This window comes from Bacillus sp. NMCN1, assembly GCF_002998085.1.
Taxonomy (GTDB): domain Bacteria; phylum Bacillota; class Bacilli; order Bacillales; family Bacillaceae; genus Bacillus.
Map to the genome: position 1 here is coordinate 637939 of NZ_PVQL01000002.1, position 20532 is coordinate 658470.

Annotated in this window: 19 protein-coding genes; 18 read left to right on the forward strand and 1 reads right to left on the reverse strand. The window is 44.5% G+C overall.

Annotated elements, in window-relative coordinates; translation table 11 throughout:
- Positions 1–58: 58 nt before the first annotated feature.
- The 17 genes from C6W21_RS13035 (at position 59) to C6W21_RS13120 (ending at position 18906) form a co-directional block, all read left to right on the forward strand.
- Complete coding sequence (locus C6W21_RS13035) at positions 59–1933, forward strand: polysaccharide biosynthesis protein (protein ID WP_106050706.1); 1875 nt, start codon at positions 59–61, stop codon at positions 1931–1933.
- Complete coding sequence (locus tag C6W21_RS13040) at positions 1899–3038, forward strand: glycosyltransferase family 4 protein (protein WP_106056415.1); 1140 nt, start codon at positions 1899–1901, stop codon at positions 3036–3038. The genes C6W21_RS13035 and C6W21_RS13040 overlap by 35 nt, the downstream gene beginning before the upstream one ends.
- Positions 3039–3040: 2 nt before the next feature.
- Entirely contained in the window at positions 3041–3880 is an 840-nt protein-coding gene (gene epsE / locus C6W21_RS13045; RefSeq protein WP_106056417.1) for a glycosyltransferase EpsE, read from the forward strand.
- On the forward strand, positions 3873–5003 hold the full coding sequence (locus C6W21_RS13050; RefSeq protein ID WP_106056419.1) for a glycosyltransferase family 1 protein: 1131 nt from the start codon (positions 3873–3875) through the stop codon (positions 5001–5003). Before epsE ends, C6W21_RS13050 begins: the two co-directional genes overlap by 8 nt.
- Positions 5004–5017: 14 nt before the next feature.
- Positions 5018–6121 (forward strand): EpsG family protein, encoded by a 1104-nt coding sequence (locus C6W21_RS13055; protein WP_106050710.1) that lies wholly within the window; start codon positions 5018–5020, stop codon positions 6119–6121.
- 27 nt (positions 6122–6148) lie between these two features.
- Complete coding sequence (locus C6W21_RS13060; protein WP_106056421.1) at positions 6149–7171, forward strand: glycosyltransferase family 2 protein; 1023 nt, start codon at positions 6149–6151, stop codon at positions 7169–7171.
- A gap of 5 nt (positions 7172–7176) precedes the next feature.
- On the forward strand, positions 7177–8205 hold the full coding sequence (locus C6W21_RS13065; RefSeq protein WP_106056423.1) for a polysaccharide pyruvyl transferase family protein: 1029 nt from the start codon (positions 7177–7179) through the stop codon (positions 8203–8205).
- Between the two features lie 28 nt (positions 8206–8233).
- Complete coding sequence (locus C6W21_RS13070; RefSeq protein WP_106056424.1) at positions 8234–9748, forward strand: MATE family efflux transporter; 1515 nt, start codon at positions 8234–8236, stop codon at positions 9746–9748.
- A 20-nt stretch (positions 9749–9768) separates the two neighbouring features.
- Positions 9769–10362, forward strand: a complete 594-nt coding sequence (locus tag C6W21_RS13075; protein ID WP_317615079.1) for a sugar transferase — start codon at positions 9769–9771, stop codon at positions 10360–10362.
- Positions 10325–11011, forward strand: a complete 687-nt coding sequence (locus tag C6W21_RS13080; protein WP_106050715.1) for an acetyltransferase — start codon at positions 10325–10327, stop codon at positions 11009–11011. Before C6W21_RS13075 ends, C6W21_RS13080 begins: the two co-directional genes overlap by 38 nt.
- Positions 11011–12189, forward strand: a complete 1179-nt coding sequence (locus C6W21_RS13085) for a DegT/DnrJ/EryC1/StrS family aminotransferase (RefSeq protein ID WP_106056571.1) — start codon at positions 11011–11013, stop codon at positions 12187–12189. Before C6W21_RS13080 ends, C6W21_RS13085 begins: the two co-directional genes overlap by 1 nt.
- Positions 12190–12338: 149 nt before the next feature.
- Positions 12339–13961: a nickel ABC transporter substrate-binding protein gene (nikA, locus tag C6W21_RS13090; protein ID WP_106050716.1), complete on the forward strand. Its 1623-nt coding sequence runs from the start codon at positions 12339–12341 to the stop codon at positions 13959–13961.
- An 18-nt stretch (positions 13962–13979) separates the two neighbouring features.
- A complete protein-coding gene (locus C6W21_RS13095) occupies positions 13980–14843 on the forward strand; it encodes an ABC transporter permease subunit (protein ID WP_106056426.1) in 864 nt (287 codons plus the stop codon).
- Positions 14840–15673 carry a nickel ABC transporter permease subunit NikC gene (gene nikC, locus C6W21_RS13100; protein WP_106056428.1) on the forward strand — a complete coding sequence of 278 codons (834 nt, stop codon included), beginning with the start codon at positions 14840–14842 and terminating at the stop codon, positions 15671–15673. The genes C6W21_RS13095 and nikC overlap by 4 nt, the downstream gene beginning before the upstream one ends.
- 4 nt (positions 15674–15677) lie before the next feature.
- Positions 15678–16493, forward strand: coding sequence for an ABC transporter ATP-binding protein (locus tag C6W21_RS13105; RefSeq protein ID WP_189318201.1), 816 nt, complete (start codon positions 15678–15680; stop codon positions 16491–16493).
- Between the two features lie 13 nt (positions 16494–16506).
- Complete coding sequence (gene nikE, locus C6W21_RS13110; RefSeq protein WP_106050719.1) at positions 16507–17322, forward strand: nickel import ATP-binding protein NikE; 816 nt, start codon at positions 16507–16509, stop codon at positions 17320–17322.
- A 258-nt stretch (positions 17323–17580) separates the two neighbouring features.
- Positions 17581–18906, forward strand: a complete 1326-nt coding sequence (locus C6W21_RS13120) for an MATE family efflux transporter (protein ID WP_106050720.1) — start codon at positions 17581–17583, stop codon at positions 18904–18906.
- Positions 18907–18926: 20 nt separating this feature from the next.
- On the opposite strand, the gene yvfG is transcribed toward C6W21_RS13120, so the two are convergent.
- Positions 18927–19142 (reverse strand): protein YvfG, encoded by a 216-nt coding sequence (gene yvfG, locus C6W21_RS13125; RefSeq protein WP_003213121.1) that lies wholly within the window; start codon positions 19140–19142, stop codon positions 18927–18929.
- A gap of 70 nt (positions 19143–19212) precedes the next feature.
- On the opposite strand from yvfG, the gene rpoN reads away from it, so the two are divergent.
- On the forward strand, positions 19213–20511 hold the full coding sequence (gene rpoN, locus C6W21_RS13130) for an RNA polymerase factor sigma-54 (RefSeq protein WP_106050721.1): 1299 nt from the start codon (positions 19213–19215) through the stop codon (positions 20509–20511).
- Positions 20512–20532 lie beyond the last annotated feature (21 nt).

Here is a 20532-nt window from a genome sequence, read left to right on the forward strand (position 1 = left end):
GACGGGTTTGATGCCCATTTTACGTAAGAATAGTGATGTTGAAAAAGGGGGAGGAGCGTTGACTTACGCCCAAAGATTATCAATCATCGTGGCACTAGATTCATATCTCATCTTAGTGGCTGTCTTTTTTGGCTTTCAATTTGTCCAAGAAGCGGCGTTAACTGTTTATACATTTGAAATGCTCGTCATTTCTTCGCTCAGTCTGCTCATTGGGCACCATTTGTTTTCGTATATTTTTCACGTGTACAAGCAAGTATGGGCCTATACAGGGGTAAGAGAGCTATTTTCTTTAATGAAGACCTTTGTATGTTCTTTTTTATTTTCGATGGCAATGCTCTACCTTTTCGTGCAGACATGGCCTTTTCGGTTTTTGTTCATCGTTTGGCTTTTCCATGTCTTGTTCATCGGGGCATCTAGAATGGCCTCTCGACTATTTCATGATGGGGCAAAGCGGCTGCAGGTAGAAAAGGAGCGGGCCTTAATCATTGGCGCCGGATCAGCCGGGACCATCATCGTTCGTCAGCTTCAGCAATCGAGTGATGTACATATTGAACCAGTCGCCTTCATAGATGATGACAAGACGAAGCATAGGCTTGAAATCATGGGACTGCCTGTTCTAGGGGGAAAAGAACAGATTCAAACAGCTGTTGTGATGATGGATATTCAAAAGATCATCATCGCCATTCCGTCCAAAAGCAGCCATACCTTAAAAGGGCTTTATAAAGAATGCGTAGCGACTGGGGTCAAAACGCAGATCATGCCGGAGATGGAGCAGATTTTAAAAGGAACCCATGCGCTGAATCAATTACGGGATGTACAGCCAGAGGATTTATTAGGTAGAGAACCGATTCAATTAGATTCAAGCCGTCTATCTGTCCATTTAAAGGGGAAAACGATCATGGTCACAGGGGCAGGCGGATCGATTGGGTCAGAGATCTGTCGTCAAATTTGTGTGTTTGCTCCTCAAGCGATTGTTCTTGTGGGACATGGAGAATTCAGCATTCATTCTATTTTACTAGAGCTGAAAGAAATTTATGGGGACAGCATCAATCTCTATCCACAAATTGCGGATATCCAAGATAAACAGAAAATGAGTGAAATCGTGGGTCAGTTTCAGCCGGATATGATTTATCATGCCGCGGCACATAAGCACGTTCCGCTCATGGAGATCAGTCCAAAAGAAGCAGTGAAAAATAATATTATCGGGACAAAAAATGTCGCAGAAGCTGCACATGAGCATGGCATTGAAACATTCGTCCTCATTTCCTCTGACAAAGCGGTCAATCCTGCCAATGTAATGGGCGCCACAAAGCGATTTGCTGAAATGCTGATCATGCAAATGGGGGCAAGCAGTGACACAAAATTTGTCGCGGTTCGATTTGGAAATGTACTCGGAAGCAGGGGAAGCGTCATTCCAATTTTTAAGAAACAGATCGAACAAGGCGGGCCGGTGACGGTCACGCACCCAGCCATGACAAGATATTTTATGACCATTCCAGAAGCATCAAGGCTTGTCATTCAGGCGGGTGCACTGGCAGAAGGAAGACAGATTTTTGTGTTAGATATGGGGGAGCCAGTGAAAATTGTTGACCTCGCAGAAAACCTCATTCACCTCTCAGGCTACACCACAGACCAGATTCCGATTACGTTCTCAGGCATTCGTCCTGGAGAGAAAATGTATGAGGAATTACTTAATCAGCATGAAAAATCACAGGAACAAATATTTCCAAAAATTCATATCGGCCATGCGCTGGATGGGGATCCATATGTGCTGAACCGCTTTATCCATGAATTTGACATGATGAGTGAAGAGCAAATGAGAGAAGCATTGTTTGCTGCCATCGAATCGTATGATTTGTTGTCTGAACAGAGGACCAGAGAGGAGGAAGCGCTTGCCGATGAAGAAAAAAGTCTTGTTTTGCGCAACGGTTGACTATCATTTTAAGGCATTTCATCTTCCGTATTTCCGCTGGTTTCAGGAACAAGGATGGGAAGTGCATACAGCGGCAAATGGTCAGCTGGAGCTGCCCTATGTGGATCAAGCGCACTCGATTCCGATTCAGCGCTCTCCTTTTCATGTACACAACCGGTTTGCATATGTGGAGCTGAAGAAGCTGTTAGCGAAAGAGCACTACGACTTTATCCATTGCCACACACCAATGGGAAGTGTCATTGGCAGACTCGCAGCCAAAAGCACGCGCAAAAAAGGGACGAAGGTTCTTTACACAGCACATGGCTTTCACTTTTGGCAGGGGGCGCCGCTTCAAAACTGGTTGCTCTATTATCCAATTGAGCGATGGCTCGCCCGCCATACAGACGCTCTGATCACCATTAATGGAGAGGATTTTAAAAGAGCAGATCGTCTATCAAAAGAGCGGGCATCTGTCTATTATGTTCCCGGTATGGGGGTGGATATGAACCGATTTGCCCCAGTTAATGAAAAAGAGAAGCAGCGTCTTCGTGCAGTCTATGGCTTTTCCTCGGAAGATTTTATTGTGCTGAGTGCTGGCGAATTAAATGCGAATAAAAACCAAGGGATGCTCATCAAAGCATGTGCACAGCTATATAGGAAAATACCAAATGTGAAGATCGTGTTTGCCGGGGAAGGGGCAATGAAGCCGATGTATGAAAAGCTGGTTTGCGGGCTCGATCTTGAAAAGCATGTCCACTTTGCTGGTTTTTGCAAACAAATTGAGGAATGGATGCATTTGAGTGATGTATGTGTGTCGACTAGTCTGAGAGAAGGGCTCGGCATGAATCTGCTTGAAGCGATGTCTGCGGAAAAACCGGTCATTGCAACAGAGAATAGAGGACACTGTGAGCTGATCAGACATGGCGTGAATGGTTTTTTAGTCAAACCGCATGATGTGAATGATTTGGCTGAATATTTGCACCAGCTCTATCACAAAAGGGATCAGCTGCCCCTCATGGGAAAAGCAGGACGCTCCTTAGCGCATGCATTTGCACAGGAGCAGACGGTGAGTGCTATGGAAGAAATTTATACAACCTATATGGATCAAGCAGAGAAGGTGATGTGAGCATGCGTAAGCCAAAGGTGTCTATCATCATGGGCGTTTACAATTGCCAAGACACAGTAGAAGAAAGTATTGAATCCATTCTTCATCAAACATATGACAACTGGGAGCTCATCATATGTGATGACGCATCAACAGACAGCACCTATGAGAAGGTGTTGTCTTATACAAAACGAGACCCTGAAAGAATTCGCCTTATCCGCAATAAGCATAATCAAAGGCTAGCTGCCAGTCTGAATCGCTGCCTGACTGTAGCGAGGGGAGACTTGATTGCAAGGCAGGATGGCGACGATATATCAGTGCCTGTTCGTTTAGAAAAACAGGTTCATTTTCTAGAAACACATCCTGAATATGATGTGGTCGGTACGGCGATGACCGTGTTTGATGAATTGGGTACAAAAGGTGTACGAGCACTGATGTCAGAGCCTGATCGGAAAGTGCTGGCAAGAGGGACTCCTTTTTGTCATGGAACCATTATGATGAGGGCTGTTGCATACAAGGCGTTAAATGGGTATCGCTCTGTGAAAACAACAAGGCGGATGGAGGATATCGATCTATGGATCCGTTTTTTTGCGGCGGGGAAGAAGGGCTTTAATTTACAAGAGCCGTTATACCTTGTGAGAGAGGATGAAGCGGCCTTTCAGCGCCGTAAGTTTCAATATTCGATAGATAATGCCTGGCTCGTTTTAAAAGCATGCTGGTTATTAAAATTGTCGCCGGTTCATTATTTGTTTGCACTAAAGCCGGTGGTCCGCGCCTGCTTATCACCGAAGATCATGAAATTTTATCACCAGCGGAAGCTGGAGGCGTCTTTGTTGAAAAGGAGGACGATTCGAGATGAATGAGCCAAAGCGTGTACTCCATGTTGTGGGCGGGATGAACCGCGGCGGGGCTGAAACGATGATCATGAACATCTATCGTTCACTCGATAGAAATGTCCTTCAATTTGACTTCATTACCCACCGAAAGGATGTCTGTGATTATGATGAGGAAATTCAGAGACTCGGGGGACGCATCTTTTACGTCCCAAGTATTGGGGCGTCCTCTCCTTTGGCATTTGTGAAAACAATGACAAAGACAATCAAGCGAACAGGACCGTATCAGGCAGTGCATGCACATACGGATTTTCAAACAGGCTTCTCCGCACTTGCTGCGAAACTGGCGGGTGTGAAGGTGCGCATTTGTCATTCTCATAATACAGCTTGGAAACAGTCGCCAAACTGGATTGACCATATGATGCTCAAAGGATTTCGCCAGCTAATCTTTGCATTTTCTACACAGCTTGTTGCATGCGGTGAGGATGCCGGTTCCTTTTTATTTGGGCAGAAAAAAATGAAGAATGGACAAGTTGAGGTGCTGCCGAATGGGATTGATTTATCCCTTTTCTTTCAGCCTGATCCAGACGAAAAGGTGAAGATCAAAAAGCAGCTGGGTCTTCATGAAAAGAGCATGATCATTGGTCATATTGGCCGGTTTCATGAGCAAAAAAATCACGTTTTTTTTATGGAACTGGCACAGACCTTAAAGAAGCAGGGAGTCTCATTTCAACTTGTCCTTGTAGGGGATGGACCGCTGAGGCAGGTGGTTGAATCATATGCGGAGAAGGCAGGCTTGATAGACGACATTGTCTTTACAGGCGTCGTATCAGACGTTCCGCAATATATGAAAGCATTTGATGTATTTGTGATGCCCTCTTTGTTTGAAGGATTACCGCTTGTTTTAGTGGAAGCACAGGCATCTGGATTGCCTTGTGTGATTTCAGATCATATTACAGAGGAAGTGGATTTAGGCTGCGGGCTTGTGAAAAGAATGTCGCTGCGAGATTCAGCGCATGAATGGATGAAGTCAGTGCTTGAAGCGTATTATGCAGAACCGCCGCTTCAAGAGCCCATTACGTCCCAGCTTGAACAAAGAGGATTTGATGTCAAACAGAACATCACACGTGTGATGAATGGATATGGACTGTAAGGAAGGAATGGCAGATGGCGGTTTATTTGGTGAACATGATCATGGTCTATTTATGGTCGAGCTTTGCCGCTTTTTACGGCAGGCGTGATGATACCATTCAAAGCGGATGGCGGCCTAACAAGATTCTGGTGTTATTTCCGTTTTTGTTTCTTTGTATTGTCGCTGGTATTCGGTACAAAGTAGGAACTGATTTTGTCACATATGGACAGATGTATGAGTTCTCCGTCAATTATGAAAAGCCTTGGCATATATTCGGAATTGGTGTGGACAAGGCAGCCACTGACCCAGGATTTACGTTTATTTTATGGATGCTCAATCAACTGTCCCGCGATCCGCAAATCATGTATATCTCGGTTGGGGCGATCACCTATTTTTTTATCATCAAGACGCTCATTCAATATGGCCGTCCCTTTGAGCTGAGTATGCTGCTTTTTCTCGGCACCTTTCATTATTACGCATCGTTTAATGGCATGCGTCAGTATATGGTGGCGGCGGTTCTTTTTTATGCCATCCGTCTTGTGATTAATGGTCAGTGGAAATTGTATTTTCCGCTCGTCCTTGTATGTTCATTGTTTCATTCATCGGCTCTCATCATGATTCCTGTGTATTTTATCGTGAGAACAAAATCGTGGTCTTGGATGATGCTGGTCTTATGCATGATTTTCTTAGGATTAACCGCTCTTTATGACCGTTTTGTTTCCGTGTTTGTCGTGATGCTGCAAGGCAGTTCATATGGGCATTACGAGGAATGGCTCACAACGAATACGAATGGAATGAATGTGACAAAAATCGGTGTGTTGGTTTTGCCGCTTTTACTAGCTTTCCTTTATCGAAAACGACTTCGTGAGCTGACGCCTGAGAGTGATTACGTTGTGAATTTTTGCTTGCTCGGTTTCTTGTTTGGCATCCTCGCCACAAAGGATGTCATTTATGCAAGATTTCATATTTATTTTGGCTTGTATCAGCTCATTTTACTGCCATATTTCACACGTATTTTTGATCAGCGGTCTAATGTCTTTATCTATGTAGGGATTGCTGTTTGCTATATTCTGTACAGCATCATGCTGATGCCGTTCGATTCATCTGTTTTACCGTACAGGACGATATTTACAAAGTAGATTTTGAGAAAGGTGGGGCATGCTGTAATGCCAGCTATCAGTCTATTGGTCGCAGTCTACAATACGAGTCAATATGTGGAGCAATGCCTTCAATCAATTGCAGATCAAAGTTTTTCAGATATAGAGGTCATCCTCGTGAATGATGGATCGACGGATCACAGCGGAGAATGTCTTGAGGCGTTTGCTGCGAAAGATCAGCGCTTTCGGGTCATTCATCAAACCAATAAAGGGTTAGGCGCTGTGAGGAACCGGGGCATCGAAGAAGCAAAAGGGACGTATATTGCCTTTATTGATTCAGATGATATTCTCGCGCCTCATTACTGCGAAGCCTTGTATGAAAAAGCTGAAATGACCGGCGCAGATCTAGTTATCAGTGAGTACTGGATTCAATTTGAACAGTCAAAGCGAACGATACCAACGACTCTGTTAGCCGAGCGATCAGCCGAAAAAACGAGTTTAATCGAAGCGTTATTACACGGAGACATCACGGGGTTTTCATGGAATAAGCTGTATCGGCGTGCCTTTATCAAAGAACACGACATTCGATTTCCACTGCGGGGGGAACTTGAGAACATAGAAGATCAATATGTGACGCTGCGCTGTATTTCTTTATCACGCAGCATTGCCTTTGTTCATGAACCTCTTTATTACTACAGGGTTCATCTGTCATCCATTGTGCAGCGATATCAGAAGCAGTATTTTCATCATGGACTGACCTTTTATCATGCGCAACGCTTGTTTTTGACAGAATATGATGACATCTCTCTGTATGAGAAGGCACTTGATTTTTTTATTGTCAATCATACCCTTCATTGTATGCTCAACGAATGGAAGAGCCAAAATGCCCTCTCTATTCGAGAAAAGCTTGATCACATACGGGAAATGGTGACACACGAGGCTTTTCAGCATGCCATCAAACAAGTGGAACGATCGAAGCTGACCGTTCGAAAGCGAATGATTTTATTCCTTGCTAAGTGCCGGTTGGTTTATCCGCTTTCTGCGGCCGCTTCAAGCTATCAAAAATGGATCGAATATCAAACAAGGAAATAGGGGTGATGAGATTGACATTGCAGCAATTGAAGGCGCACGCCGCAGAGTGGCTGCTCTTAAAGGTTAAATATCCGCTTGAATATCGACTGAGCCGCCAAAGCATGCCAGAGCTGAGTCATCAGAAGAAAATCATTCTCACGCTACTGCCAGGGCATGATAATTTAGGGGATCATGCGATTGCCTATGCGAGTTATTGTTTTTTAAAAGAGCACTTTCCCGCCTACGACATCATGGAAGTGGACATGAAAGAGATCTATCGCCTCGCTCGTCCGTTAAAGCGTATGCGTCACCCGGAAGACATCGTCTGTATCCTCGGTGGGGGCAATATGGGGGACTTATACCGGTATGAAGAATGGACGAGACAATTTATCATGAAGACCTTCAAGTCCTATCCAGTGATTCAATTGCCGGCCACTGCCCATTTTACAGAAACAAAGAGAGGAAAAAGAGAGGAACGCCGTGCCATTCAGACATACAAACATCATCCAAGGCTGCTTCTCATGGCAAGAGATCAAACAACCTATACTTGGATGAAGCAGCATTTTCCTGATCAAGATGTATGGAAACAGCCTGATATGGTGCTGACATTAGATGAATCATCAAAGGAGCAAGAGCGTAAAGGGGTACTGCTTTGTCTGCGAGAGGATAAGGAAGCCTATCTCACTAAGGAGATTCGGCAGCAGGTGCAGCAGCATATTCAAGAGACGTATGATCAAGTCGGTTTGATCACAACGACAATTGGCAAACGAGTTGATCGAATGACTCGCTTAGATGAATTATCTGCCTTATGGACAGAGTTAAGAAAGGCGCAGGTCGTCGTGACAGACCGGCTTCATGGCATGATCTTTTGTGCGATTACGCATACACCATGTGTTGTCCTCAGGTCGTTTGATCATAAGGTGATGGAAGGGTATGAATGGGTGGCTCATCTTCCGTTTTTGACGCTATTAAAAGAACCGAATGAGGCGGCTGTGAAAGAGGCGATTCATCAGTTGATGAAAACAAGCGGACAAAAGGGAGAGGAAGCTGGATGAAGGCTTTTAAACGCTGCGTGAAAACAAAATGAATCGAGCGTTTCTTTACAATGCCAGTGCAAACTTCATGACGTTTGTCTTGATGATGCTCATGTCTGTTTGTTTAACACCGTACATCGTTCATACACTTGGAGTTGAAGCATTCGGCTTAATCCATCTGACGCAAAATATGATCAACTATTTATCTGTTATTACGGCTTCATTAAGTGCTGTTGTGGTGCGCTTTTTTTCTGTGGCGGCTCATAAAGGAGAAATGGAGAAGGCGCAGCGCTATCTCTCATCTTATTTCGTCAGTTCCATTTTTTTATCGATCAGTCTTTTTCTGTTTTGTCTGTTCATGTCTCGCCAGCTGGTAGAGTGGCTTCATGTGCCTGTTCATCTCGCAAAAGACACACAGACCGCCTTTATATTAGGGGGTCTTTTATTTATGCTCAATTTTGTCATGTCCGGCATTGGGGCTGCGCCGTTTTATGCGAATAAGTTATATGTATCAAGTGTTGGTCAGGCCATTCAGATGTTTTTGAGGGCACTTATGATTGTGATGCTGTTTACATGGACGGCACCAGCCATCTGGCATATTCCGCTTGCGGCCGTCATAGGAAGCTTGGCCGCTATGGGAATCGGTATCTATTATTTTAAAAAACTCATCCCTTGGTTTTCGTTTAAGTGGCGGCACGTCTCACTATCTTCTAGTCTCACACTTGTTCGATCAGGGGTCTGGCATTCATTTGAGCAAATGGGGATTTTGCTATTTTTACAGATTGATTTATTGATGACCAACCTGCTCATTGGAGCGGAAGCGACGGGGCAGTATGCGGCGATTTTACAATTTCCATTATTATTGCGCACACTAGCAGGGACATTGGCGGTTGTGTTTGCCCCAACGATCACAAAATTTTACTCGAATCAAGACAAAGAAGGTCTCATCCAATATGCAGCCAGTGCCATTAAGTGGAGCGGATTATTTGTCGCGTTTCCAGCCGCTCTGCTAGGGGGACTTGCCGGTCCGCTCATGCTTTTATGGCTTGGACCTGCCTTTGAAGAGCTGAAATGGCTTCTCATGATTCATGCTGCTTATTTATGCTTGACCTTGATGTTTTTACCGCTGACGTATGTGCCGACCGCTTTTAATCGATTGAAGGTTCCAGCGGTGGTCACGCTCATATTAGGTGTCTCCAATGTGCTTTTTGCCTATGGATTGACTCATACGCTTCAGCTTGGTTTATACGGCATTGCATCAGCAGGAGCGATTGTCTTATTAATGAAAAATATCGTCTTTCTGCCATTTTATACGGCCCACATCACGAATCAGAAACGCACCATCTTTTACAAACATACGATGGTTCCTCTTGCAGGAGCGCTCATGATTTGGGGCGTCTGTACAGGGATTCAGGCGGTTTATGACGTGACTTCATGGTGGGAGTTGTTTTGTATTGGTGGTCTTTGTTTCATTCTCTATATGGGCTACTTGTATCAATTTGCAGGAACAAAACGAGAGCGGCAGCAGCTGGTGCGTAAGGTAAAACAAGCTGTTTCCCGCTAGTGAGATAAGGAGGTGTAATGATGAAAAGAATGATAGATGTGATGGTAGCATTGACGCTGCTCATCGCAGGCAGTCTTCTTTTTCTTCTGATTTATGGACTGATTCGGTGGAAAATTGGGACGCCTGTGTTGTTTCGGCAGAAGCGGCCTGGTCTGTATGGCCGGCCATTTATGCTATATAAATTTCGGACGATGACCGATGAACGCGACGAGCACGGGGGGCTCCTGCCAGATCATCTTCGATTAACAAAAACCGGCGCCTTGATTCGCAAGCTCAGTCTTGATGAATTACCGCAGTTAGTTAATGTCCTAAAAGGAGAGCTCAGTCTTGTTGGGCCAAGACCGCTTTTGATGGAGTATCTGCCGATGTATACAGAGGAGCAAGCAAGGCGTCATCTTGTAAAGCCTGGCATCACTGGATGGGCACAGGTGAATGGAAGGAACACGATCTCCTGGGAGGAGAAATTCATCTATGACCTCTGGTATGTCGAGCATCAAACGTTTTGGCTTGATATGAAAATTTTATGGATGACCTTGCTGAAAGTCATCAAAACAGAGGGGGTACAGCAGCCGCATCATGCCACAGCTGAAAAATTCAAAGGAACCGATATGTAAAGAGCAACCCATAGGTTTAATTGGGGCTGGCGGGCATAGCAAAGTCATTCAGGATATGATTGTTGCCCATCCCGATTACTCATTATGTGCCGTATTAGATGATCAATTTGAAGAGGCTGCGACTCAAAGCAGTATTTTGTATGGACCGATTTCTATGAGTCAACAGCTGAGAGAGACGATGCCTCATATGAAATGGCTGATTGCTATCGGACAAAATGAGAGCAGACAGCTAGTAAAAGAACGTCTCTCATTTGAAAGCACGGCGTTTGCCACACTCATCCATCCAGAGGCGGTCATAAGTCCATCAGCGGTGATTGGAAGGGGAACTGTCGTGATGGCAAGGGCAGTGGTTCAAGCAGATGCAGCAATCGGTGAACATGCGATTATCAACACAGGATCTATCGTAGAGCATGACTGTATACTCGAATCGTTTGTGCATCTGTCACCAGGAGCAGTGTTGACTGGCTGTGTGTCTGTACGAATGGGTGCCCATATTGGGGCAGGTGCTGTGGTGATACCTGGGACATCAATCGGAAGCTGGACAATCATTGGCGCAGGAGCCGCAGTAACAAGAGATATACGCAATCAAAAAGTCGCTGTAGGCATTCCTGCAATAGAAATAAAAGATCGGAGAGAGGGTGGGAAATGATGCAAGAAAGGAAACGAATTTACTTATCGCCTCCGCATATGAGCGGAAAAGAGTATCTGAAAATAGAGGAAGCCTTCAAGAGCAACTGGATTGCGCCGCTTGGACCTCTTGTGAATGAATTTGAGCAGGCAGTCGCGGTCTATGCAGGAGTGAATGCAGGAGCGGCTTTATCTTCTGGTACAGCAGCGATTCACCTCGCCTTAAAGCTTATTGGTGTTCAAAAAGGGGACGTTGTCTTTTGTTCAACCCTCACATTTGTTGCAACTGCAAATCCGATTTTATATGAACAAGCGACGCCCGTTTTTATTGATTCTGAAAGGGATACATGGAATATGTGCCCGCTTGCCTTAGAGAAGGCATTTGTGGAATCAAAACGTCTTGGAAAAAGACCCCGCGCTGTCATTGTCGTGCATTTATATGGACAAAGTGCAAAAATGGACGAGATCATGGCGTTGTGTGAAGCATATGATGTGCCAGTCATTGAGGATGCCGCTGAATCGTTAGGTGCTCTATATAAAGGAAAAAAAAGCGGCTCAATGGGCAAATTCGGCGTCTATTCGTTTAATGGAAATAAAATCATTACAACGTCAGGTGGCGGAATGCTTGTGAGTGATGATGAAGCTGCGATCGAACGCTGCCGCTTTCTCGCTTCACAGTCAAGAGAGCGCGCCAAGCATTATGAGCATCAAGAGATAGGATACAACTATCGCATGAGCAACCTGCTAGCAGGCGTCGGGATTGCTCAGATGGAAATATTGGACGAGCGTGTTGAACAAAAGCGCCGCATTTTCAAGCGTTATCAGGAAGCGTTATCTGAAGTAGAGGGTCTTTATTTAATGCCAGAATATCAAGACACCAAGTCCAACCGCTGGCTGACGACATTGACCATTGATCGTGATAAGCAAACGTCTCCAGTGGACATCATTGCTGCACTAGAAAAAGAACAGATGGAAGCAAGGCGTGTATGGAAGCCTCTGCACCAGCAGCCGCTTTTTCGTGATTGCCCCTTTTATTCAGCGGCGAAAGGCACTCCCGTATCTGAGTTGTTATTTGAAACAGGGCTCTGTCTCCCCTCTGGAACAAGTATGACAAATGCGGAACAGGATCGTATCATTGACACACTTCGTCATGCCCTGCGAGAAAAAACATTCACCTCTTCACAGGCTGCTCACTCGTAAGCAGCCTGCCTCTCTTTTTATCAAATTCATCAATTAATGGAATAAATAGGTATATGTATTGTCAATTCGTTTTAAATATGATATTGACAAAGGGGTCCTTCCTCCTTAAAATGAAAATGATTATCAGCATCAATTAGGAGGAATATCTTATGTCTATTTGGAGTCATTTTTTTCCGAAAATTAAAATAAATACAGTCATACCTTTCCTGCTTATCTTTTTATTAGTAGGCTGCTCTCAAGCAAACAATGGAGCAGATGGAAACAAGGATCATCCTGACATGATCACGATGGCTTGGCCGAGAGATATTGGCGAAATGAATCCGCACGTATACAACCCATCACAATTGTTTGCGCAATCAATGATTTATGAGCCATTGGTGAGCTACCAAAAGAATGGAAAGCTAAAACCTGAATTAGCGAAATCATGGGATGTTTCAAAGGATGGCAAGGTGTATACGTTCCATCTAAGAGACAATGTGACATTTTCAGATGGATCTGAGTTTAATGCAAACATTGTGAAAAAGAACTTTGATTCCATCTTAAAAAACAAGGATATACATAGCTGGTTAGGTGTTATAAAAAAAATCAAAAAGACAGAGGCAGTAGACAAGAAAACGTTTAAACTCACATTAACAGAGCCATATTATCCAACTGTTCAAGAATTAGCAGTTGTCCGCCCGGTTCGTTTCTTAGGCGAAGCTGGCTTCCCTAAAAACGGAGATACGTCAAAAGGAATTGAAAAACCAGTGGGGACAGGCCCTTGGGTATTAAAAACATACCAAAAAGATGACTATGCCATTTTCGAACGAAATGATCATTATTGGGGAGAAAAACCAAAGGTCAAAGAAATCAAAGTCAAGGTGATCCCAGATGCGGAAACGAGAGTCATGGCATTTGAAAAAGGCGATGTAGATGTTCTTTACGGAGAAGGAACCATTAGCCTTGATGCTTACAAACAGCTAGAGGCGAGCGGCAAGTATGAAACAAAAATGTCAGAGCCTGTTGCAACGAGACAGCTTGTCATGAACACAAAAGTGGATCAGCTGTCAGATGAGAAAGTGCGTCACGCCCTTCAATATGCTATGAATAAGAAATCAATGGTCGAAGGTGTCACCTCTGGCTTAGAGGATGAAGCAGATCACATTTTGCCGACCAACATGCCTTACACATCTGATGTTAAGGTGAAGTCTTTCCAATATGATGTAGACAAAGCGAAAGCATTGCTGGATGAAGCCGGCTGGACACTTCCAAAAGGAAAAACCGTTCGTGAAAAAGATGGAAAAGCGCTTGAATTTAGTATGATGTATGATTCAGCAGAATCGATTCAAAAAGCGATGGCTGAGACGCTGCAAGCAGAATGGGGTGCCATTGGCGTTGGCGTCAAACTTGAAGGTGTGGAACTGGCAACACAGGTGCAGCGCTTTAAAGCCAACAAGTTTGATATGAACTTCTTTAGCAACTACGGAGCGCCTTATGATCCGCATACATTTATGAACGTCGTCTCATCAGATGGTTTTGGATTCAAAGAAGCCATCTCAGCCTATCCAAATAAGGACAAGCTGATCAAAGAAATGAGCGAAATTCCATTAACAACGAATGAAACAAAACGAAAAGCACTTTATTCGTCTGTCTTATCTTCATTGCAGGATCAAGGGGCGATTGTGCCAATCTCTTATTTTAAAAAGACAGCTGTTTATCAAAAATCTGTGAAGGACTTTGAATTCCCTGCTAATCGAGATGAACATCCATTCACAGGCATAAAGCTGAAGTAACAGAAGGAAGGTAAGGAAATGGGCCGCTATATCATCAGAAGAATGCTATCAATCATCCCTGTATTTTTATTAGCCACACTTTTCACCACTGGCATGATTCACCTTTCGCCAGTGGACCCGGCTGAGGCATATTTAGCAGCGGCTCATATCCAGCCTACGGATGAAGTATTAGCGCAAAAACGAAGTGAATTTGGTTTGGACCAACCGTTTTATATGCAGTATCTTCACACCATTGAAAAAGTCATTCACCTTGATTTTGGCAAGTCGTATATGTCGAACCAGCCTGTGCTCAATGGCTTTTTCAGCGGCATGAGGAAAAATGGCGTCGTTGATCATGTGAGCCGGCTCATTTCTTTCTTAGGAGCATCTATCCCGACGTTTGTCTTGGGGTATTTGCTCATCTTCTTTTTTTCAGTGAAGCTCGATCTTCTACCGGTTGAAGGGGTTGGAACATGGGAGCATCTCATCCTGCCGTCGATTACACTGGCAGTCCCTTTAATTGCTATGTATACAAGGCTATTACGATCAAGTGTGAGTGAGGCGCTTCAAGAGCCGTTTGTTCAATATGCGAGAATCAGAGGATTAAAGGAACGGTCGATTATGTTCAAGCATGTATTGAGAATCGCGATATCACCAATGCTGACAGGTCTTGGGGTGAATCTTGGCAAGCTGCTGACAGGAACCATAATCGTAGAGGCAGTTTTTTCATGGCCGGGGTTTGGGCGCTTCTTTATTGAAGCAATCTTCAACCGGGATCTGCCGGTCATCCAGTTCTATGTCCTCATGGCAGCATGTATCTTTATTTTGAGCAGCTTGATTGTGGACTTGCTCCAGCTGATCATTGACCCTCGTATTTCCAGAAAGGAAGGCCGCCAGTCATGATGACAAAAGGAAAATATCTCTTCTCTCATCAAAAGCTGATCTCGATCTGCGTGGTGCTCCTTGGTCTATTACTGATTGTGACCGTATGTGCACCGTGGATCGCTCCACATGATCCGGCGGCTGTCAATCTAGCGATGAAGCTAAAGGGGTCTTCGTGGGAGTATCCTCTTGGGACAGATCAATTAGGCCGATGCAATTTATCTCGAATTTTATATGGTGCACGTGTTTCACTAGGCTGTGCGTTATTAATCTTTCTCTCTTCTTTATTCATTGGGCTAATCGTTGGTTTGTTGTCAGGTTATAAAGGCGGCTGGATCGATCACGTCTTGATGAGAATCTGCGACGGGATCATGGCATTCCCGAACCTGGTGCTGATCCTTGGATTAGTCGGTATCTTCGGTCCTGGACTTTCTCAAGTAGTGCTTGCCTTGATGCTTGTGCAATGGGTATACTATGCTCGCGTCTTTCGAGGAATGGTGCTAAGTTTAAAAGAACAGAACTTTATTGCCGCTGCGAAAATCAGCGGGACATCCCATTGGAACATCATGAGAAAGCATATGATTCCAAATGTCCTGCCGCCACTCGCGGTCATTGGCACACTCGAAATGGGCTGGGCGATTATGGACATTTCTGCGATGTCCTTTCTCGGATTAGGCGTTCAGCCTCCTATGCCTGAATGGGGAGCGATGATACATGAAGGGAAGTCGTATATTCAAACGAATCCTCAGTTGATGCTGTACCCAGGTCTTGTGATCATGGCTGTCGTCGTCCTCTTTAATTTACTAGGAGAAGCCCTTTCAGAGAAATATGGTATCAAACGCCGTGTATAAAGGAATGATCAATGTGCAAGAGTCCATTTTACAAATAGAGAACCTGCATGTACAGACGAAAACGCCTCATGGGACAACCTCGCTTATTCAGGACGTATCGTTTGAAGTAGGGCGTGGTCAAATCGTTGGATTAATAGGTGAAAGCGGCTGCGGGAAAACGGTGACAAGTATGTCGATCTTACATATGCTTGACCCGAAAACAACGGATGTCACTGGTAGCATCACATTACAAGGACGAGAATTGATCGGTATGAGTGAAAAGGATATTCGCTCTATTCGAGGCAAAGACATCTCATATATTATGCAAAATCCAATGAACAGCTTTACGCCGGTATGGACGATCGGTCATCAGCTGATTGAAACCATCCGCCGGCATACCGCTGTCAGTAAAAGGCAGGCACAAGTGAAGGCAATGGATGCGTTAGCACAGATGAATCTGCCGCAGCCAGACAAGCTGTTAAACAAGTATCCCTTTGAATTAAGCGGCGGCATGCTGCAGCGTGTCATGATTGCCATGGCTGCCTGTATGCACCCGCCTCTTCTCATAGCAGATGAACCAACAACTGCTTTAGATGTACACACTCAGAAGCTGGTGCTTGAGCATCTGAACCAAATTCGTCATGAGTATGGGACTGCCATTTTGCTCATTACTCACGATCTTGGCGTCATTGCAGAAATGGCAGATCAGGTTGTTGTCATGAGACAAGGAGAAATGGTTGAAAAGGCAGAAGTCCTTGAGCTTTTTGAAAACCCCAAGCATGATTATACAAAGAAACTATTAGCAGCTCGTCCATCCATCCCAGCTGTTTGCCCGATTTGAGGTGAGAAGGCCCTTGCATTTATTAGAAGTGAAAGCAGTTAGTCATTCATACAACAGCCGGTCGTTTCTGATGAGAAAAAAAGGCGCAGACCAAGTCTTAAGCGGCCTCAATTTAATCATTGAAGAAGGCATGTGCCTCGGATTGCTGGGGCAAAGCGGCGCAGGGAAAAGTACACTAGGCCGCATCATACTTGGTCTAGAGAAGCCAAAAGCCGGTCAGGTCCTTTTTGAAGGGCAGGATATATACTGTGTAGATCAGCGAACACGTAATCATTATCGCCGGCATGTACAAGCGGTGTTTCAAGATTCATACTCGGCGGTGAATCCAAGGTGGACAGTCGAACAAATTTTATCCGAGCCGCTTGAAAACTATGAAACCATGAGCCGAAAAGAACGCAAAAACGTGCTGATCCATTGGCTGGAAAGAGTCGGGCTCAGTGAAAAGGACTTGTCTAAATATCCGCATCAATTCAGCGGCGGCCAGCTGCAAAGGATCAACATCGCAAGAGCCTTATTGTTGCAGCCAAAGCTCGTCGTACTGGATGAATCCGTCAGCAGCTTAGACATGGTCACACAGGCTGTCATTTTAGATTTATTAGTAGAATTAAAGAAGGAACTGGGTGTCGCTTACTTATTTATTACACATGATATGACGGCAGCCTATCACTTAAGTGATCAATTGGCGATATTGGATCAAGGTGAACTTGTTGCTCAATTTCGATCAAAGGATGATTTCTTTTCATCAGAAGAGAAAGCGGTGCAGAAGATGAGAGATGCAATGCTCGCTGATCATCCTTTGTCCCGAACGATTGGCAGACCGGTTCGGTAAATTCTCATTTCATCATCGCCTCTTTTAAAAGAGGCTCAACGTGTAGGCAAACCCTCGCATTCGCCCGCAGGTCTGCGCGCCGGTGCTCACGAATGTCAAATTCGCTCCGCTCCGGTACTCGTCCTTCCTAGGGCTGCAAAGGTATTCATGTCACGCTGAAAAGAAGACAAAGGGCTAAAATGATCTTTATTTTAGCCCTTTGTCAACAATCAACGCCTCTTTTAAAGAGGCTATTTTTCATGAAAGGCAGGTGGCATCGTGAACCATCGAGCGTATTTAGCTTTGGCCATTCCTTTAACCATCTCAACGATGACCACTCCATTACTTGGAGCTGTTGATACAGCAGTTGTCGGTCAGCTTGCCAATCCCGCTTATATTGGAGGCGTCGCGGTTGGCAGTCTCATTTTCAGTACACTATATTGGCTCTTTGGATTTTTGCGGGTGAGTACATCTGCTTTTGCCGCTCAGGCAAATGGGGCGCAAAGTGAGGAACAGGGCGTACTTGCTTTTCTTAGACCGTTTTTAATCGCCATCATTGTTGGCCTTTGTTTTATTGCCCTGCAATGGCCAATTATTCATTCTGCTTTTCTAGTGATCTCTCCCGCTGCGGATGTCCGGCAATTTGCAGCAGATTATTTTCATATTCGTATTTGGGGTGCCCCGTTTACCTTGATGAATTATGTGATATTGGGCTGGCTGATGGGGATGGCAAAAATGAAAGAAGCCCTCTCTTTACAAATCTTGATCAATGTCATGAATATGCTCCTTGCCCTTCTGCTTGTTCATGTGTTTTCATTTGCAGTCAAAGGGGTGGCGGCTGCGACATTGATATCTGAATTAACCGCTTTTGTGCTAGGCGCATGGATCATCATGAAGCATTCAAAAAACGGGTTCCAGATGCCTTCTATTAAGAAAATCATGAATACACAGGCAGTGCAGAAAATGTTTCATGTGAATAAAGATTTGTTTATTCGGACGATTTGTCTGCTCGTGGTGATTAACATGTTTACAGCAAAAGGTGCTTCTTTTGGAACAGAGATGCTGGCGGCCAATGCCATCTTATTTCAAATTCACTACATCATGGCTTATTTGTTCGATGGTTTCGCCAATGCATCCAGCATCCTTGTGGGCAGATCAGTTGGTGCAAATGACCGCACCCTTTATGAAAGAACTATAACTCTTTCGAGGCAGTGGGCACTTGTCATGGCATGCGTTATTGCGTCGGTTTATTTTCTCTTAAAAGAGCCGATCTTGGGCTTGTTTACAAATCTCCCCCGGCTTCTTGATGTGACATTAGGCTATGCAGACTGGCTCGTTCTCTATCCGTTTGCCGCTTGTTTCGGTTTAGTCATATACGGTGTATTTACAGGTGCGACAGAAATTGCCCCTGTCAGAAATTCGATGCTGTTTGCGATGATCTTGTTTATCATTGTTCAAGCAGCGGTCACGCCTATTTGGCACAATCACGGACTATGGTTTGCCTTTATCATCTATACTGTAGGACGGTCTGGCTTTTTGATGATGTACAAATCAAGGCTGGATCAGAAGCTTTTCGCAAATGAAAAACACCCTTTGCCATCATGACAAAGGGTGCTCTTTTTCATTCATTCGCTTTCTTTTTTCACCTTTTGATACGCTTCATCAAGATGCTGAATTCGCTTCAAAACAACAGCGTTTTTGGTCAGCTGATCTTGTACAAGCGTGGACACCACTGAGCGGTAATAGGCATTCATGGCATGAATCTTGTCTTCATTTTGATTCATGGCGATGTGCTGCTTCAAGTTGTCAACAAAGTATGGAACGGAAAAAAGTTCAGACATGGGAATCACTCCTATTTCGTATATACGGTCCGTCAATCTTCATGTAAAATGATGAGAGGGAGGGGAGACAATGAGCCTTAATCTGCAACAAGAACAAGTATTAAAGCAGGTGCTCACACAAGAACTCAGGCAGGCCATTACATTGCTCCAGCTGAATAGCGCTGAGCTTGGCGAGTATCTTGACCAGTTAGCGCTTGAGAACCCTCTGATTGAGCGGAAAGACACGGACAGCTATCAACCAGTTTATCATAAAAAATCACAAGACCGAATGACAGAGCCGTATCGAACGCATCAAAAAGAAAGCCTGCAAATGTATTTAAAGAAACAAGCCATTGATTTGAATTTAAGTGAAAAGAATCAAAGGATCTTCCACTTTATGATCGAGTCCATTGATTCCAATGGCTATTTAAATGAACCGGTTGACGAAATGGCAGCTGTCTTAGAGGTGCCAGCTGAAGAAGTAGAAGCCGTCCTTCACCAGCTTCAATCGCTAGAGCCTGCCGGTATTGGCGCAAGATCTTTGCAAGAATGCATCCTGCTTCAGCTGAGAAGAAAAAAGGAGCGCTGGTATGAAGCCGAGCTGATCATCGATGAGCACTTCTTTCTCTTTGCAAGAAAGGCTTGGAAAGAAATCGCGGCGAAAACAGGCGTTTCAATGAAAACACTCCAAGCGGTACAAGATGAGGTGTCGCAGCTTGAACCAAGACCAGGCATACATTTCTCACACGAAGAAGACCATGTGTATATAGAGCCAGATGTGACGATTACTGTCGTGCAGGACCACATCACATTTGAGCTGAATCAGCGCGCTTTTCCAGACGTTGAAATGAATGAAGGATACTTCGCCATGATTCAAGACCAGAAGCGGCATGAAGCATATGTGTATCTAAAGGAAAAAGAGCAGCAGTACAATTGGCTTGTTCAAGCGCTGAAGCAAAGAAAACAAACGATGACCCATGTCGTTCGTGAGATTATCTTACACCAGACAGATTTTTTCCTTACAGGGAAACATAAAATGAAACCGCTTACGATGAAGCGGATCGCAGATATATTGCAAGTGCATGAGTCAACAGTCAGCCGAACGGTGAAAGGAAAAATGGTGCAAACCCCTTATGGCCTCATGGAAATGAAACAATTTTTCCAAGCAAAGCTAGAAGGACCTTCGCTGGAAGAGGCGTCCAGCTACACAGTCAAGACGTACATCGCAGAGCTGATCCAAACGGAAAATAAGAAAAAACCGTATTCAGATCAGCAAATGATGACGCAGCTTCAGCAAACCTTCGGCATCCGTGTGTCGCGCAGAACCATTGCGAAATATCGTGAACAAATGAATCTTCCATCATCGACACTGCGGAAGCGCTATGATTAAAGAAGTACTTGCCAGAAACAT

Excerpts from the sequence above, each read along its gene's own strand:
- nikC (WP_106056428.1), top strand. The coding sequence starts at position 14,840 with ATGATGACAAAAGGAAAATATCTCTTCTCTCATCAAAAGCTGATCTCG.
- epsE (WP_106056417.1), top strand. The coding sequence starts at position 3,041 with ATGCGTAAGCCAAAGGTGTCTATCATCATGGGCGTTTACAATTGCCAA.
- rpoN (WP_106050721.1), top strand. The coding sequence starts at position 19,213 with ATGAGCCTTAATCTGCAACAAGAACAAGTATTAAAGCAGGTGCTCACA.
- C6W21_RS13060 (WP_106056421.1), top strand. The coding sequence starts at position 6,149 with ATGCCAGCTATCAGTCTATTGGTCGCAGTCTACAATACGAGTCAATAT.
- C6W21_RS13080 (WP_106050715.1), top strand. The coding sequence starts at position 10,325 with ATGCCACAGCTGAAAAATTCAAAGGAACCGATATGTAAAGAGCAACCC.
- C6W21_RS13050 (WP_106056419.1), top strand. The coding sequence starts at position 3,873 with ATGAATGAGCCAAAGCGTGTACTCCATGTTGTGGGCGGGATGAACCGC.
- C6W21_RS13085 (WP_106056571.1), top strand. The coding sequence starts at position 11,011 with ATGCAAGAAAGGAAACGAATTTACTTATCGCCTCCGCATATGAGCGGA.
- C6W21_RS13040 (WP_106056415.1), top strand. The coding sequence starts at position 1,899 with ATGAAGAAAAAAGTCTTGTTTTGCGCAACGGTTGACTATCATTTTAAG.
- nikA (WP_106050716.1), top strand. The coding sequence starts at position 12,339 with ATGTCTATTTGGAGTCATTTTTTTCCGAAAATTAAAATAAATACAGTC.
- C6W21_RS13105 (WP_189318201.1), top strand. The coding sequence starts at position 15,678 with ATGATCAATGTGCAAGAGTCCATTTTACAAATAGAGAACCTGCATGTA.
- C6W21_RS13095 (WP_106056426.1), top strand. The coding sequence starts at position 13,980 with ATGGGCCGCTATATCATCAGAAGAATGCTATCAATCATCCCTGTATTT.
- C6W21_RS13070 (WP_106056424.1), top strand. The coding sequence starts at position 8,234 with ATGAATCGAGCGTTTCTTTACAATGCCAGTGCAAACTTCATGACGTTT.
- C6W21_RS13065 (WP_106056423.1), top strand. The coding sequence starts at position 7,177 with ATGAGATTGACATTGCAGCAATTGAAGGCGCACGCCGCAGAGTGGCTG.
- yvfG (WP_003213121.1), bottom strand. The coding sequence starts at position 19,142 with ATGTCTGAACTTTTTTCCGTTCCATACTTTGTTGACAACTTGAAGCAG.
- C6W21_RS13075 (WP_317615079.1), top strand. The coding sequence starts at position 9,769 with ATGAAAAGAATGATAGATGTGATGGTAGCATTGACGCTGCTCATCGCA.
- C6W21_RS13055 (WP_106050710.1), top strand. The coding sequence starts at position 5,018 with ATGGCGGTTTATTTGGTGAACATGATCATGGTCTATTTATGGTCGAGC.